At 30.7% G+C, this 16,437-nt stretch carries 13 protein-coding genes; 9 read left to right on the top strand and 4 right to left on the bottom strand.

The window, feature by feature from the left end; genetic code table 11:
• The first annotated feature begins 46 nt into the window (after window positions 1-46).
• From KGF50_RS01585 to KGF50_RS01555, 7 genes are all read left to right on the top strand, one after another.
• A complete protein-coding gene (locus tag KGF50_RS01585) occupies window positions 47-406 on the top strand; it encodes a transcriptional regulator GutM (RefSeq protein WP_227846505.1) in 360 nt (119 codons plus the stop codon).
• A 28-nt stretch (window positions 407-434) separates the two neighbouring features.
• Window positions 435-791, top strand: coding sequence for a PTS glucitol/sorbitol transporter subunit IIA (locus tag KGF50_RS01580; RefSeq protein WP_227432624.1), 357 nt, complete (start codon window positions 435-437; stop codon window positions 789-791).
• A 38-nt stretch (window positions 792-829) separates the two neighbouring features.
• Window positions 830-2,122, top strand: coding sequence for an NAD(P)-dependent oxidoreductase (locus KGF50_RS01575; protein ID WP_227846504.1), 1,293 nt, complete (start codon window positions 830-832; stop codon window positions 2,120-2,122).
• Between the two features lie 457 nt (window positions 2,123-2,579).
• Complete coding sequence (locus KGF50_RS01570; protein ID WP_227432626.1) at window positions 2,580-3,218, top strand: helix-turn-helix transcriptional regulator; 639 nt, start codon at window positions 2,580-2,582, stop codon at window positions 3,216-3,218.
• A gap of 6 nt (window positions 3,219-3,224) precedes the next feature.
• Window positions 3,225-4,067: a pyruvate, water dikinase regulatory protein gene (locus tag KGF50_RS01565; RefSeq protein WP_227432627.1), complete on the top strand. Its 843-nt coding sequence runs from the start codon at window positions 3,225-3,227 to the stop codon at window positions 4,065-4,067.
• 63 nt (window positions 4,068-4,130) lie between these two features.
• A complete protein-coding gene (ppdK, locus tag KGF50_RS01560) occupies window positions 4,131-6,758 on the top strand; it encodes a pyruvate, phosphate dikinase (RefSeq protein WP_227846503.1) in 2,628 nt (875 codons plus the stop codon).
• 228 nt (window positions 6,759-6,986) lie between these two features.
• A complete protein-coding gene (locus tag KGF50_RS01555) occupies window positions 6,987-7,232 on the top strand; it encodes a hypothetical protein (RefSeq protein WP_227432629.1) in 246 nt (81 codons plus the stop codon).
• 67 nt (window positions 7,233-7,299) lie between these two features.
• On the opposite strand, the gene KGF50_RS01550 is transcribed toward KGF50_RS01555, so the two are convergent.
• Window positions 7,300-8,529: an ROK family transcriptional regulator gene (locus KGF50_RS01550; RefSeq protein ID WP_227846552.1), complete on the bottom strand. Its 1,230-nt coding sequence runs from the start codon at window positions 8,527-8,529 to the stop codon at window positions 7,300-7,302.
• Between the two features lie 206 nt (window positions 8,530-8,735).
• Here KGF50_RS01550 and KGF50_RS01545 point away from each other — a divergent pair, with 206 nt between their 5' ends.
• Entirely contained in the window at window positions 8,736-9,767 is a 1,032-nt protein-coding gene (locus KGF50_RS01545; RefSeq protein WP_227846502.1) for a proline racemase family protein, read from the top strand.
• A 150-nt stretch (window positions 9,768-9,917) separates the two neighbouring features.
• Here KGF50_RS01545 and KGF50_RS01540 read toward each other — a convergent pair whose 3' ends face one another.
• From KGF50_RS01540 to KGF50_RS01530, 3 genes are read right to left on the bottom strand one after another with little or no spacing between them, the layout of a single operon-like run.
• Entirely contained in the window at window positions 9,918-11,234 is a 1,317-nt protein-coding gene (locus KGF50_RS01540) for a TolC family protein (protein ID WP_227846501.1), read from the bottom strand.
• A 22-nt stretch (window positions 11,235-11,256) separates the two neighbouring features.
• Window positions 11,257-14,388, bottom strand: a complete 3,132-nt coding sequence (locus KGF50_RS01535; protein WP_227846500.1) for an efflux RND transporter permease subunit — start codon at window positions 14,386-14,388, stop codon at window positions 11,257-11,259.
• Window positions 14,389-14,392: 4 nt separating this feature from the next.
• On the bottom strand, window positions 14,393-15,616 hold the full coding sequence (locus KGF50_RS01530) for an efflux RND transporter periplasmic adaptor subunit (protein WP_227846499.1): 1,224 nt from the start codon (window positions 15,614-15,616) through the stop codon (window positions 14,393-14,395).
• A 250-nt stretch (window positions 15,617-15,866) separates the two neighbouring features.
• On the opposite strand from KGF50_RS01530, the gene KGF50_RS01525 reads away from it, so the two are divergent.
• Window positions 15,867-16,352 carry a MarR family winged helix-turn-helix transcriptional regulator gene (locus KGF50_RS01525; RefSeq protein WP_227432633.1) on the top strand — a complete coding sequence of 162 codons (486 nt, stop codon included), beginning with the start codon at window positions 15,867-15,869 and terminating at the stop codon, window positions 16,350-16,352.
• Window positions 16,353-16,437 lie beyond the last annotated feature (85 nt).

Genomic DNA, 16,437 nt, shown 5'->3' with positions numbered 1-16,437 from the left:
GTATAGGAGTTAAAAAAACAAATTAATTTATGAAAGGTGTGTAAATATGAAACTACTTATAATTTTATTTGTTGTTTATGTTTTAAATACTTTATTTGTAATGAAACAGAATAAACTATATTTCAAAGCTTTAAATAAAGCTAAAAAAATGGGCGATATAGTGTCTACAGGAAAAAAGAAAAGTTATTTTTCTAAAGGAAGTATAGCTATTATATCTTCAGATTCAGATGGATTTATAAAGTGTGGAGAAATTTTAAAAGGTCGCACAGTGATAGCTAAGTTTAAAGAGATTGAAGATATAAAAGGATTGGATATATATAGTGCAGAGCAAAAATTTAAAGATGAAGAAAGTATTGTACAAGCTATAAAATTTATAAAAGAAAAAATAAATGTTTCTTTTAATTAATCTAATATAAATTATCAGGAGGGATATCATGAAGTATGAAGTTAAGATAAGTGGGATAGGCAGTTTAGTTGAAGAATTAATAAACGAAAGCAACTGTCTTATTATATACGATGAAACTATTAATGATGAAGATTTGAAAGATATATCTGTAATTCATTCAATATCAACATTAAAAAGCAATGTTGAAATAGGGGATACACTTACAATAGGAAATCGAGATTATTGTATAGTTTCAGTTGGTGATATTGCTCAAAATACTCTTAGAGAAATTGGTCACTGTACAATCAAATTTGATGGAGAAGATAAAGTAAATTTACCTGGAGAAATACATGTAGAAATTGGAAAACCAGATATAAAGATTGGAGATTTAATAACTATTTATTAATTTGAAAAAATAAAATTATTATAACAGGAGGAATTGAAATGTTAGATTTAAACAGAAAACTTGCAAAGTTAGAAGAAGAAGGTAAAAAAATAAAAGTAGCTCTTATAGGTGCTGGTCATATGGGTAATGGAATGGTAAGTCAAATGGCAAATATGAAAGGAATGGAAGCATCTATTGTTGTAGATATAAATTTAGAATTAGCTCGTAAAGCATTTACTGATGCAGGTATAGAAGAAGACATTATAGACAATGTAACAAATGAAACAGATGCAGAGTTAAAATTACAAGAAGGAAAAGTATTAACTTGTAATGACTTTCTTGTGGCTTGCAAAACAAAGTCAATAGATGTAGTTATAGATGCAACAGGAGGTATTGCAATTGGTGCAGAAATAGCACTAAATGCCATTTTAAATAAAAAACATATAGTAATGTTAAATGCTGAAACTGATTGTGTTGTTGGGCCAATACTTAAAAAATTAGCAGATGACGCAGGAGTAATATTTACAGGTTCTGCAGGAGATGAACCAGGGGCAGTAATGGGTCTATTTGATTTTGCAGATGCAATGGGATTTGAAGTTAGAGTAGTAGGTAAAGGTAAAAACAATAAATTAGATTTAGACTGTAATCCTGATACAGTTAAAGAAGAAGCAGAAAGAAAAGGAGCTTCACCTCATATGATAGCTTCTTTTAAAGAAGGTACTAAAACAATGGTAGAAATGGCTTTAATGTGTAATGCAACTGGATTTGTACCTGATGTAAGAGGTGGTCATGGTATTGAAGCTACAGTTAATGAAGTACCTAAGAAATATGCATTAAAAAGCGAGGGTGGAGTATTAGATAATTATGGTGTAGTTGATTTTGTAAATGGTATAGCACCTGGTGTTTTCGTTGTAGTTGCTCATAAATTAAAAGCAGTTAATGATGAATTAAAATACTTAAGTATGGGTGATGGACCTAATTACATATTATATAGACCATATCATTTATGTAGTTTGGAAACTCCTTTATCAGCAGCAATGGCAGTTTTAGAGCATAAGGCTACAATAGTGCCTAAAGCTGGATTAGTTGCAGAAGTTATGACTATAGCTAAGAAAGACTTGAAAAAAGGTGAGTATATGGATGGGTATGGTGCATATACATGCTACGGGACTATAGAAAAATACGATGTTGCAAAAGAAATGAATGCTGTACCTATTGGTTTAATTAGCAAAAAGACTAAAGTTGTTAAAGATATTAAAAAGGGTGAAGTTATAACATATGATATGGTAGAGATAGAAAAAGATACTACTTTATATCATTTAAGACAATTACAAGAAAAAATATTTGGATAAAATTTATTGTAGAATAATATAATATAAATGTTATTTAAAAGAGGGTTGATGGTTATTTTAAAATCAGCCCTTTTAAATTTTTTGAGACGATGTTTTACTAAATCTTATTTTAGAGTTTATTTATAGTTTGTTTACAGTTAAAAATCTTAATAGTAGGTTTAATTTAAATTAATTCTGCAATTTTATATTCATATTTAAGATAATATAATTAAAAATTTTAATATAAAATGAATTAAAATAGCCAATTATGTATTATAATATTAACTGTAATACTAATATAGTTCTATTAATTAAAGAAATATCCCCCATTAATATATAATAAATATCTTTAAGCAAAAGAACTTAGTAAAAAATATATCGTATTCAATAAAAAATCTGTTTACAGAATGGTATATATAGTTATATAATATACTATATAAGATACGAAAAGATAAAAAGTATAGCACAATGAAAGAAGGTGATTATTATTCAGCTTAATGAAAGACAACTAAAAATAATAGATATAGTTAAGGAAAATGAACCAATAACGAGTGAAAGTATTGCCTCCAGCTTGAATGTGACTCGTGCTACACTTAGATCTGATTTAGCTATATTAACAATGACAGGAATACTAGACGCAAGACCAAAAGTTGGATATTTTTATTCAGGAGTTAGTGAAATTAATTTAATTGGCAAAAGTATAAAAGAAAAAACAGTGGAAGATATAATGAGCATGCCTGTACTAGCTAAGAAAGACGAAAGTATATATGATGTAATAGTCACTATGTTTTTATCTGATGTAGGTAGTATAGTTATTATAGATGAAAATGAAGAATTATGTGGAGTTGTTTCTAGAAAGGACTTATTAAAAGCAACTATAGGAGGTTCTGATATAAACAAGATGCCAATAGGTATGATAATGACAAGAACTCCAAATGTAGTTACTTTGACTAAGGGAGCGAGTGTTTTATTGGCTTCAAAAAAAATAATAGAACATGAAGTAGATTCGATTCCAATTGTTGAATATAAAGAAGAAGACAAAAACCATATGAGAGTTGTTGGGAGAATATCAAAAACCAACATAACTAAGCTATTTTTAGAAATAGTTGACAATTAAGGAGGTATGCTGGTGAAAAACCTAATTATATATGCAGTATCAGACTCAGTAGGGGAGACTGCACAACAAGTTGCAAAAGCATGTATGTCACAATTTTATGTAAATGAAACTTATGAAATAAAAAGATTTCCATATATGATTAATAAGGGAGTATTACTTGAAACGTTAGAAAATGCAAAAGCTGAAAACGCTTTGATTGTATATACATTAGTTGATGAAGAATTATGCAGTATTGTTGAAAGATATTGCGAAAGAGAAGGTCTTAGTTGTATAGACTTGATGACTGATATATTAAGAGAAATAAGTAAAAGAACTGGAAGAAAACCTAAAAGAGAAGCTGGTATAATCAGAAAATTAGATGAATCTTACTTTAAGAGGGTTGAGGCTATAGAATTTGCAGTAAAATATGATGATGGAAAGGACCCTAGAGGAGTTCTTCAAGCAGACATAATTTTAGTGGGAATATCAAGAACATCTAAAACTCCTTTAAGTATGTATTTAGCTAATAAAAATATAAAAGTAGCTAATGTACCATTAGTTCCAGAAATACCAATTCCTAAAGAAGTATTTGAAATAGAAACTAAGAAGATAATAGGTCTTACTAATTCACCTGAAAAGCTAAATGAAATAAGAACTCAAAGGTTAAAAGCTTTAGGGTTATCTAGTAAAGCTAATTATGCTAACTTAGAAAGAATACTTCAAGAATTAGACTATTCAGAAGAAATAATGAAGAAAATAGGATGCCCAGTAATAAATGTTTCAAATAAAGCAATCGAAGAAACTGCAGGTATAATTTTAGACATAATGAAAGAAAATGGTCTAAAAATATATAAAGAAATAGAAATTTAATAAAATGTTTAATAATAAAAATGATATAAATTAAAATAAAAAAGATTAATGGGGGATTTAACAATGGAAACTAAGTATGTTTATAGTTTTGGTGAAGGAAGCAAAGACATGAAATCTTTACTAGGAGGTAAAGGTGCCAATTTAGCAGAAATGACTAAGATAGGCTTACCTGTCCCTCCTGGGTTCACTATAACAACAGAGGCATGTAATGACTACTATGTTAATAATGAAAGTATAAGAGCAGAAATAATAAAAGAAATAGAAGCACATTTAGCTACTTTAGAAAAAGATTTAAACAAAACATTAGGATGTAATAAGAATCCACTATTAGTATCAGTTCGTTCTGGTGCAGTATTCTCTATGCCAGGAATGATGGATACAATACTTAACTTAGGTCTTAATGACAATAGTGTTATTGGCCTAGCAGAAGCTACACAAAATGAAAGATTTGCATATGATAGTTACAGAAGATTTATACAAATGTTTTCTGATGTTGCTATGGAAGTGCCAAAATACAAATTTGAAAATGTACTAGATAGAGCAAAAGAAGCAAAAGGATACACAGTTGATACAGAACTTACAACTGATGACTTAAAAGAAATAGTAAAAGAGTTTAAGGCAATATACAAAAAAGAAATAAAAAGTGATTTTCCACAAGACCCAAAAGAGCAATTAATGCTTGCTATAGAGGCAGTGTTTAGATCATGGAATAATCCTCGTGCAATCGTATACCGTAGATTGAATGATATAGCTCACAATTTAGGAACAGCAGTAAATATTCAATCAATGGTATTTGGTAATATGGGAGAAACTAGTGGTACAGGTGTTGCATTTACTAGAAATCCAGCTACAGGAGAAAATAAATTATTTGGTGAATTCTTAATGAATGCTCAAGGTGAAGATGTTGTTGCAGGTATAAGAACTCCTCAAAATATATCAACTCTTGCTGAAGTAATGCCAGCTGTATTTGATGAATTCGTAAAAATTACTCATATACTTGAAGGTCACTATAAAGATATGCAAGATATAGAGTTTACTATAGAAAATGAAAGATTATATATATTACAAACTAGAAATGGTAAAAGAACAGCAGCAGCAGCAATAACTGTAGTAGTTGATTTAGTTGAAGCTGGAATAATAGATGAAAAAGAAGCTATAATGAGAATTGAGCCTAATCAATTAGACCAGTTATTACATCCAAAATTTGAAGATAAAGCTTTAAAAGAAGCTAAAGTTATAGCAAAAGGTTTACCAGCATCACCAGGTGCAGCAAGTGGTAGAGTTTACTTCAATGCTGATGATGTAGTAAAAGCAAATGAAAAGGGAGAAAAAGTAGTTTTAGTTAGACTAGAAACATCTCCAGAAGATATAGAAGGTATGGTTAAGGCTGAAGGAATTCTTACAGCTAGAGGTGGAATGACATCACATGCAGCGGTTGTTGCTAGAGGTATGGGTAAATGTTGTGTTGCTGGATGTGGAGAAATAAAAGTTGATGAGTTTAACAAAGAAGTAAGAGCTCTTGATGATATAGTTATAAAAGAAGGAGAGTATATTTCTATAGATGGTTCTACAGGAAATGTTTACTTAGGAGATGTTAAGAAAACAGAAGTTTCTTTAACTGGAAATTTTGAAAAACTAATGCAATGGGTAGATAAGCATAAATGTATGATGGTTAGAACTAATGCAGATAATCCTAGAGATGCTCGTGCAGCTATAGAATTTGGTGCTGAAGGTATAGGTTTATGTAGAACTGAGCATATGTTCTTTGATGAAGATAGATTACCAGCAGTTAGAGAAATGATATTATCTAATACAGTAGAGCAAAGAGAAAAAGCTCTTGAAAAAATATTACCAATGCAAAGAGAAGATTTTGTAGAGTTATTCAAAGTTATGGATGGAAAGCCAGTTAATATAAGATTACTAGACCCACCACTACATGAATTCTTACCTCATGATGATGAAACTATAGGAGAACTTTCAAAATCTATGGGAATAAAAGTAAGTGATATTAAGAAGAGAATAGTTGATTTAGATGAATTTAACCCAATGCTTGGACACAGAGGATGTAGACTTGCAATAACTTATCCTGAAATATGTGTAATGCAATCTAAAGCGATAATACAAGGTGCTATAGAATCAATAAGAGCAGGTGTTAAAGTTTCTCCAGAAATAATGGTTCCATTAATTGGAGAAGTAAATGAGTTAAAGATAATAAGAAAAATGATAGTAGAAACTGTTGATGCTATAATCAAAGAAGAAGGAGTAGAAGTTCCTTATACTGTAGGTACTATGATAGAAATACCTAGAGCTTGTTTAACAGCTGATGAAATAGCACAAGAAGCAGACTTCTTCAGTTTTGGTACTAATGACTTAACTCAAATGGCATTTGGATATTCAAGAGATGATGCTGGTAAATTCTTAGGTCAATATGTAGATGAAGAAATATTAGAAAAAGACCCATTCCAAGTACTAGACCAAAATGGTGTTGGTAAGTTAGTTAAGATGGGAGTTAAACTAGGTAGAGAAGTTAAACCAGAATTAAAACTAGGAATATGTGGCGAACATGGTGGAGAACCATCTTCAGTGGAGTTCTGTTATAATGTAGGACTTAACTATGTATCTTGTTCACCATTTAGAGTGCCAATTGCTAGACTTGCAGCAGCTCAAGCATCTATAAAAAATCCTAGATAATAATATATTATAAATATATATAATTAAACTAAAATATTGTATCCCCTATATATCAATGTATCAAATAGAGTATTTGTAAATTGAGTATAGGGGATTTTTATTTTATATTATTATAAAAAACCGAATTTATATTATAGTAGGTGAAACGTATTTAATTATGTTGCATACATTATTGTAAGAGAGAAATTTCAACTAATAATTAAATTGAGTTTACTGGAGGGGATAAAGTTGACAAAGTGTCCTAAATGTGGAAAAGAAGTATCATCACGTCCAGGTAGTATATGCCCACGATGTGGATTTAAGGTGGTAGAAGAGAGTCTTAAAATGAGATGCCCAGAACCTAGCTGTAGAGCATTAGTATCTAGGAAGTTAGACTATTGTCCTAAATGTGGATGTAAGCTGAAAGGATATAATATTTCAGAATTTGTTAATATGGTCAGATGTAAAATAGATGAAACATTTGATAAAAAGTAATTAAATCCAGCTTCAAACTATAGAGCCATCAGATTTGGATGGCTCTATAAAAGTATGTCTTTTTTATCTATTCTTTATTTTCCTTATTGGAGCCTTCATAAAACACAGGATTTTCAAAAAATTTCTCTGTCAACACCTGATATCCTCCTGCTTTCTGAAGTTCTCTTAATGGTCTTGTATCGTAATAAACTACAGATGCGGTTTCTTCAGGGAAAAATCTCGCTTTTTTTCGTTCTTCTTTCAATTTAGACTTAAAATATTCTCCTGCGTAAGCATATTGTCCCAGTAAAACTACAATTTCTGGGTCAAAGTTAATTGCCACATTTTTTAACATCAATGAGAACATTTCTGCCAGATAGCTGACCTCCATCTTTGCTAGTTCATCCCCATTATCAGCTTCTTTAAATACATGTTTAAGTAAATCCTTGGATTCTATCCACTGATTTATAGAGGATTCTAAAAGTTTTCTTGGATTTTTCTTTAGCCTACAGCGAATCCTGTCTGCACTAACCATACGTTCAAAGCATCCTCTGCTTCCACATGAGCAAATTTCTTTGTCGCTGTAATCGATAGTCATATGTCCAATTTCTCCAATTAGAGCATTTCTACCAGTAAGTACAACATCATCAATATAGCATGAAGAAATTCCTGCTTCTGCATACATTACTACTGTTCTTTTTTTACGAAACTTTTCTTCTAGAAGAAGTGCATTTCCTACAACTCTTACTAGATTTTCTACTACAATCTCCTGTTTGTTATATAATTTTTCAAGCCATGCCTTTATATCAATGTTTCTTCCCCAATGTGGAGCCATCATGCAAAATCTGACAATGCCACAGCTTCGGTCTACAAATCCTGCAATTGCAAGACTTATACCATATAATTCATTATGGGAAACTTTTGCGTTTTCCAGAACATCCTCAATATGGCCTGCTAGCTCTTTCTTAAATATCTCCAATGTATTATGGTAATCAGAAGGAATTTCCACTTCTAGAATACACTCATTTTTCATGGTTAGAACTACAAAATGAATGTGATTCTCCTCAAGTGATATACACAGTATTCTTTTATTACAAGAAAACGAATACAATTCTGGACGTTTTCCACCAATATTCGTTGAACTTCCTTTACCTACTGATACTAAAAGACCTATTTCTTCAAAACTATGAATTGCTTTTTTTACCGTAGGACGGCTAATTTTTGTTGCCTCACTAATATCATTAACCGAAACTTCCGTTGAATTTCTGATAATATCAAGTATTCGTTTCCGGTTTAAATATTTTAAGTCTGACGGCATAGATGCGCTTTTGATGTGTTTCTCTCTATTTTCCATATAGACTCCTTTTTCCTTTCTTGTTACATTTCATTAGTCGTTACTTCCATTTAAATATACGATATCATATTTTCTCAATCTTTTCTAGTTCTCTAAGTTGACAATTATAAAATAAAGTTATAAAATAAAGTTACATAACTATATTTTATAATATTAAGGAGGTTTTCAAAATGAAATTAAAACCAAATGTAAATCTTAGTATTTACGAAAAATGTTTTACAGCAGTTGACACACATACAGTTGGTGAATTTACACGTGTTATATTATCTGGATTTCCAGAACTGCCAGGAAATACAATGATTGAGAAGAAAAAATATTTAGAAGAGAACTGTGACAAGTACCGTCAAGCGTTAATGTTTGAACCTCGTGGTCACCATGACATGTTTGGTTCTATTGTTACTGAGCCAATTCATTCAGAGGCAGATTATGGAGTCATCTACATGGATACTGGTGGATATTTGAATATGTGTGGACATGGAACTATTGGAACAGTTACTGCAATTATAGAAGCCAGACTGGTAGAAGCAAAAGAACCATATACAGAAGTTGTGTTGGACGCACCTGCTGGACTAATCCGTACAAAAGCAGAAGTAAAGGATGGTAAGGTTGTGAATGTAACATTAACTAATGTTCCTGCATTTCTGTATAAGGAAAACTTAAAAACTGTCATTGACGGAAAAGAGATTACATATGATATTTCATTTGGAGGAAGTTTCTTTGCATTGTGTGATGTTACACAATTTGGAATGGATGTAACACCTGAAAACATTCCAGATTTAACAGATTTTGGTATGAAATTGATTGAACATGCTAATAAGGAAAATCAAATACAACATCCTGAATGTGATATTACTTCTGTTGACCTTGCGGAGTTGTATTGTCCTACTTCTACACCAGGATGCAGTATGAGAAATGTCGTAATCTTTGGTGACTATATGGCTGACCGTTCTCCATGTGGAACTGGAACTAGTGCTAAACTTGCTACACTTTATCAAAGAGGTAAAATTGGTATTGGAGAACCATTTGTGTATGAAAGTTTTATTGGTACTACATTTACAGGAGTAATCAGGGAAGAAGCAAAGGCTGGAGATTATCCTGCAGTAATTCCAGAGATTACAGGAAGTGCTTATGTAACAGGAGTGTCTACTTATATTATTGATAACGATGACCCATTAAAATATGGATTTCAAGTTGCCAAATAATATTCACTTCTTTTAATTTACCAATTTTGTATACTAAAAAGACTGTAGGTAAACTTGTTTTTACACAAATTTATCTACAGTCTTTTACTTAATAATGAGTAAACTCTTTGTCTCCTTTTATTAAATTATTTTAATAGTAGGTAATAAATATTACTTTTTACTTCCATCACTAAGTATCCATGGTTTTTCTATACCATTTTTTAATGAATTGTAGTTTACAATAAGTGTATCATAGCTATTTTTAGCATCCTCATTGCTTACTACTTGTTTTTTATAGTCAGTTAGAGTAATCAATCCTAAATCATATCTTAGCTTAGTGTTTTTTAATTGTTTTTCTGATAATTCAAGCTGTTTTTTAGTTGTTCCAATTGTATCTTCTAAAGCAAGTAATTGTGCATAGCTATCAATTAAGCCTTTTTTTAGAGCTTTTTTACTATCCTCTAGTGTAACTAAACCATTTTCAGTATTATACTTTTGTTGAAGATAATTTGCATATGTAGTAAGTCCAGCAGCATAAGTTTGTCTTTCAAGATTGTATGCTTCAACTGCTTTTTCATATTGCTCATAATCTTTTTTATACTTATCTAGAAGAACCTTATATTGGTCATCAGTTAAACTACCTTGTTCTGGTCTTGTAGGAGCAACTGGTCTTGTAAGGTTAGGTCTGTCTGGTAAATCTGCTTTATTTTCATCGTCATCATTAAAGCTTTCTTCTGTACGTTCTAAAATCAATTGGTCGTACTTTAAGTATTCATTAACTTTACCTTCCATGTATGAATCAACTGAACCACCCACTCTAAAAGACTCAAATCGATACTCTTTATCTAATTGATAGTTGTCTAAATTTATATTGGTTAACAACTTAAAATAATCTTGATTATTTTTTAGTTCTTGAAGTTTAGCTTTTTGATTATTTTGCAATGTCTGAAGTTCAAGCTCAGCTGACTCAGTTTCTAATGTTGTCACTAGACCTAAATCCTTTTTTAGTTTCATATCTTTAATTTCTTTAGTTTTTATCTCAAGATTATTTTTTATTTTATCTAACTCATTTTCTCTTGAGACTAAGTCATTGTACTTATTAGTAATATCATTAGCTATTTGGTCTTCCATAAAATATTTGGCCTGTTCGCTTTGATTTTTAAGAAGTCCAATTTGGTCATATGGAAATGAGTTATCACTTCCAGTAAAACTATCAAATTCATCCTGTACTTCTAGTTTTTCTTTTAACATTTTTATTTCTTCTGATTTCATCTTTAATTTTTCACTATTTTTAAGCGCAGCACTGACAGCATCTCTAGCTGTTAAAAGTTCTTTTTCAGCTGTTCTTTTAGTCGAGTCACTTAAAGTGGTATTATCAACTTTATTTATAGAAGAAGTATTATCATTTGCATAGGCTGGCATTAAATTAGCTGTTATTATACCAACACCACATCCAATTGCAATTATTTTACTAACTTTTTTCTTCAATACAATCGCCCTCCATTTATATTTAAATTTTAGCTTTTAGTTTTGGTTTCTTAAATATTTTTCCTTTTATATCTCCTATTTTATCTGTTATTTTACCAAATATTTTAGGCATCTTATCTGAAAACTTATTTTCCCATCTATCAAATATTAAGTATATAGTAGGGATAAGTACTAGAGTTATTAGTGTCGATACAGTAAGACCACCCATTATAACTATAGCTAGTGGTTGCATTGTTTCGCCACCTTCGCCAAGAGATAATGCTGTTGGTAACATACCCAAAATTGTCGTTGCTGTTGTCATTAAAACGGGTCTTAATCTCGCAGCGCAACCAATTGAAACCAATCCAATTAAATCATTGCTACGATTTGCTTTTCTAAGTTGCTCTATGTAGTCAATAAGAACTATACCATTGTTAACAACGATACCGATAAGTAAGATTATACCTAGCATACCTACAGTACTTAAACTTTGACCAGTTACTAAAAGAGAAAGTACAACTCCAACAAATGCAAATGGTACACAGAACATTATTATAAATGGTTTACTAAATGATTCAAATTGAGCTACCATTACCATATAAACAAGTGCTATGGCTATAACCATTGAGAATCCAAGGCTGGCCATAGATTCATTCATCATTTCTGTTTCTCCACCAACACCAATAGAGTAGTCTTTAGGGATTAGCATCTTGTTAGTTTTTTCTAATGCTAATTTTGTAGCTGTACCAGCATCTAAATTATCAAGAGTTGCAGTTATACTTACAGAAAAATCACCATCAGTTCTTGATATAGATTGTAGACCATCTACCATTTTTATGTCTGAGAAAGCTCCAAGAGGTACTTCTTTTCCAGTTGCAGAACTTACTTTTAATTGTTTTATATCTTCTAGATTATCAATACTGTCTGCTTTAAACTTTAGGTTTACATCTACTTTGTAGTCATCAATAGTAGCAGTAGTAACTGAATCACCGTTTATTGCAGTACGTAATAATCCTGCAATTTCTGCTGTATTTACACCATATTCTTGAGCTCTATGTTTATCTATTGTAAATTGAGCTTCTTGTGTTGTATCTGCAAGGGAAGTCTCAACATTTCTAAATCCTTTTATAGAACTGAATTCTTTTTCGACTTCTTTTCCTAGTATCTTTAATACATCCAAATCAGGACCCTTCATCTCTAATGTAAAGTCTGCTCCTGAAGTTCCGCCCATAACACTACTATTTTGACTTACGTTTATTTTACAATCTGGAACAGTAGCAACTCTATCAATTATTTCTTTTTCTATTTCATCAGTAGTTCTCTTTCTATTTTTTTGAGATTCTAATTCAATTGCTATACTTGCACTATTATTACCTGAGTCTGGTGCTAAAGTTGTTATTAATGTTTTAATTTCTGGAATATCTGAAACTTTTTTCTCTGTCATAGACACATAATAATCATTGGCTTCTAAGCTAAGACCTTTTGGAAGTTCTATAGATATAGATAATGCGCCCTTATCTGCTGCAGGCATAAAGTCCATACCTATAAAGCTCATTCCAAATAGGGAAGCTATAAATATAAGTAAACTTGATATTACTACTAATCGCTGATGTCTTAAACATATACTTAGCAATTTTTTATATCCTTCACTTACTTTATCAAATATAGGACTATCTTTTTCCTTCATTTTTTCACTACTTTTACCTCTACTTAGTTTTGCAAATACACTAGGAACAAGGGTAATTGCACCTATAAAAGAGAAGGCTAGGGCAGCTATAAGTGTTTTACCCAAAGCTCCAAATGTTATCTTTGCGATACCTTCTGTAAACATAATAGGTAAGAATATAGCTATAGTAGTCAATGTTGATGCTAATATTGCATTGGTAACAGTTCTTGTACCTTCAATAGCACATTCATCAATACTCAAACGGCCATTTTTCCTATATTTAAATATATTCTCAATTACAACTGTAGCATTATCAACAACCATACCAACTGAAATTACCAATGAACTTGCAGTGATAAGGTTTAAGCTTTCACCTGTAAAATAGAGAACAGCTATTGTTCCTATTATAGAAATTGGTATTGCCACTGCAACAACTAAGGAAGCTCTTACGCTCTTCAAGAAAGCAAATATTACTATAAATGAGATAACTGCACTTATAAGTAAATTGCTCATTACGCTGTTTATTGATTCGCTTATGTAAGAACTTGTATCATTAGCAATTTTAATTTTAAATTGTGGGTTTTCTTTATTCAATTCATCCACATATTTATATGCATCTTGCATAACTTTTACAGTATTTGCATCTTGTTGCTTAGAAATATCTATTACTAAACTGCTTTTTCCATTGTATCTATAAATACTATCTTTGTCTGCATATCCATAATCTACACTACAAAGAGTATCTAAATTAACTGTGTTTCCTCCTTTTACAGGAATTTGAATCTGTTTTATATCATCCAAAGATTCTAATTTATCAATTGATCTTAAGACTATCTTATCTTCCCCTTGAGTAATTGAACCATAAGGGAATGTTTTATTACTAGATGATAAAATACCTTTTATAGTTGATAAACTAACTCCATAATTTGAAAGAACTGATGGGTCAGCTATTACATTAACTTGAGCTTTTTCTCCACCCTTGATGTCTGCTGATGTAGTACCATCTATAGATTCTATTTTAGGCTGAATTACATCTTCAGCGTATTTTCTTAGTGCTTGTGCATTATTGTTTCCACCAGATATAACAAGCTGGCCTATAGCTTGTGCATTCATATCTAATTTTAGTACTGTTGGCTTAGCTGCATCATCTGGCAAACTAGTTTGTAGTGCATCTACTTTAGACCTAACATCGTTCATTATTTCGTCCAAGTTGGTTCCAAATTCAAATTGAGCTACGACCATAGAAACACTTTCTTGTGAACTTGATATAGTAGATTTTACATTTGAAACAGCTGATAAACTTTCATCAACTTTTTGGCTAACTTGTTCATCAACGTCTTGAGGACCTGCACCTGTCCAAGTAGTCATAACCATTACAACAGGTATTTCTATGTCAGGCATTAGATTTATTGACATTTTCTTATATCCAATACCACCAAAAACTATTAATACTAAGAAGACCATTATGATTGTGAGAGGACGCTTAACGGAAGTATGTGTTAAATTCATAATACTATTTCTCCTTTTCTACAGGAAATATCTTAGTTCCATCAGAAATAAGACTTATCCCCCCAATAACCACTGTATCTTTTTCACTTACACCGCTTTTGATTGCTATTTTATCCTCTGTTACAATTCCAGTTTGAACTAATGTTTTCTTTGCTATGTTATCTTTAGTTGCTATGTATACATATTTTTTTCCATTTTCTTCAAATATTGCTTTTTTAGGTACTGTAACAGCTCCATTTTCTTTTTCAACACTTAAGTTTACTTGTGCAGACATTCCTGCCTTAAATTTGTTGTTAGTATTAGTAACAAGTATTTTAACAGGGTATAAAGATGTCTGAGGGTCAACTACTGAAGGAACATAATCTATCTTTCCTAAAACTCTTTGGTCTTCAATAATAACATCTACATTGCCATCTTTTTTAAATTTAGCTATATCTGCTTCTGCTACATTTAAGTCTACTTCTAATATATTAGGATTAGAAATAACAAAAGCTGGTTGTGATTGTGTTATCATCTCTTTTGAGTCAAAGTTCTTGGCTGTAATTGTTCCATCTACTGGAGCTTTTAATGTCAACTTATCTAAGTTACTCATTGCTAAATTATATGATACTTGAGCTTGGTCAAGTTGTTTTTTAGCAAGTGATTTAGCTTGAGGTATACTTTTTGAAGTTGCTGTATTATATGCCCTTTGTGCAGAATCTAGTTGTTGTTTTGATTGTTCTAAAGCAACTTCTATTTTTTTAAATTGGTCTAAACTAATTACTTCCTGCTCATAAAGAACTTTATTATTGTCATAATTTCTTTGGGATTCATCATATTGAAGTTTTGCACTATCAAGAGCTGTTTTTGCTTGATTTACTTGAGCTTCTAATGCACCTCCAGTGGCACTTGCATAACTTGCTTTTGCTAAATCCAGTGATGCTTTAGACTGTTTTACACTGTTTTCTAAATCTTCACTAGTTATACTCAATAAATCATCACCTTTTCTTACATTTTGCCCAAGTTTTACATAAACTTCTTGAACTGTTCCAGCAGTTTGAGCAGTAACTGATGTCTCATCTTTAACTTTTGTAGTTCCTGAGAAAGCATTTGTATTTTCTATTTCTCCACCTACTGCTTTTTGAACAGAGACTGCTATAGGTTTTTCCGGTTCAGGTTCATCTGTTTTTCCACATCCAACTAAGAACAGTGAACTACACATTAAAAAAACTACTAAATATCTTTTCATATCTCCTCCTATTATATTTTACACTAGCTTGTTGTAGAATTTAAAGTGTCTTATAATTTAAGTTTAGTTTTAGGCTAATTAAAAAACTTCCCTTTTTTGGCATTTTATAATTCTCTAATTTGATTATAAATTTATAATTATTATGAGTCAATAACTTTTTCTTGTTTTAAATTTATTAATAGTTTATAATTTATACTATAATAAATAATGAATATTTTATTACAGTATTTATTGAAGGGATGTTACAAATATGGATAACGATAATATACTTAAAATAGCGGACTCTTTTTTAGACTTTTTATTTGTACTTCAAAATAATATATTCAAAGAAAACGATTTGTTAAAAAAATTTCAAAACAACTCAGATATGATGAAAGAGTATTTTGGAGAATGTCCAATGGCTCCGTCACATGCAAAGGTAATTCTTTATCTTATGACATCAAATTCATCATCAATTTCTCAAATAGCTTCTAATTTAGGAATATTAAAATCAAATATGACACCAATTATTGATAGATTGGTAGAGCATAATTTAGTCAATAAGTTTCCTGACCCAAAAGACAGAAGAGTTCTTAGAGTTGAATTGACAGATAAAGCATTTGAATTATTTGATATTGTACAATCTATTCTTAAAGAGTCTATAGTGAAAAAACTATCAAATCTTTCTGATGAAGAGCTAACTTTATTAGATGAACATACACTTAAGCTATCAGAAATAGTAAAAAAATTAGTTTAAATGTACATATGTGAAGTCATTATTATAAAGTTGAATTTTTACACAAAGCAGAAATAGCAGTAGTATAATATATCTAATATTATAC

This window comes from Clostridioides sp. ZZV15-6598, from assembly GCF_020657705.1.
Classification (GTDB): domain Bacteria; phylum Bacillota; class Clostridia; order Peptostreptococcales; family Peptostreptococcaceae; genus Clostridioides; species Clostridioides difficile_F.
The sequence above is the reverse complement of the archived record's forward strand: the minus strand, read 5'-3'. Positions and strand labels throughout refer to the sequence as shown.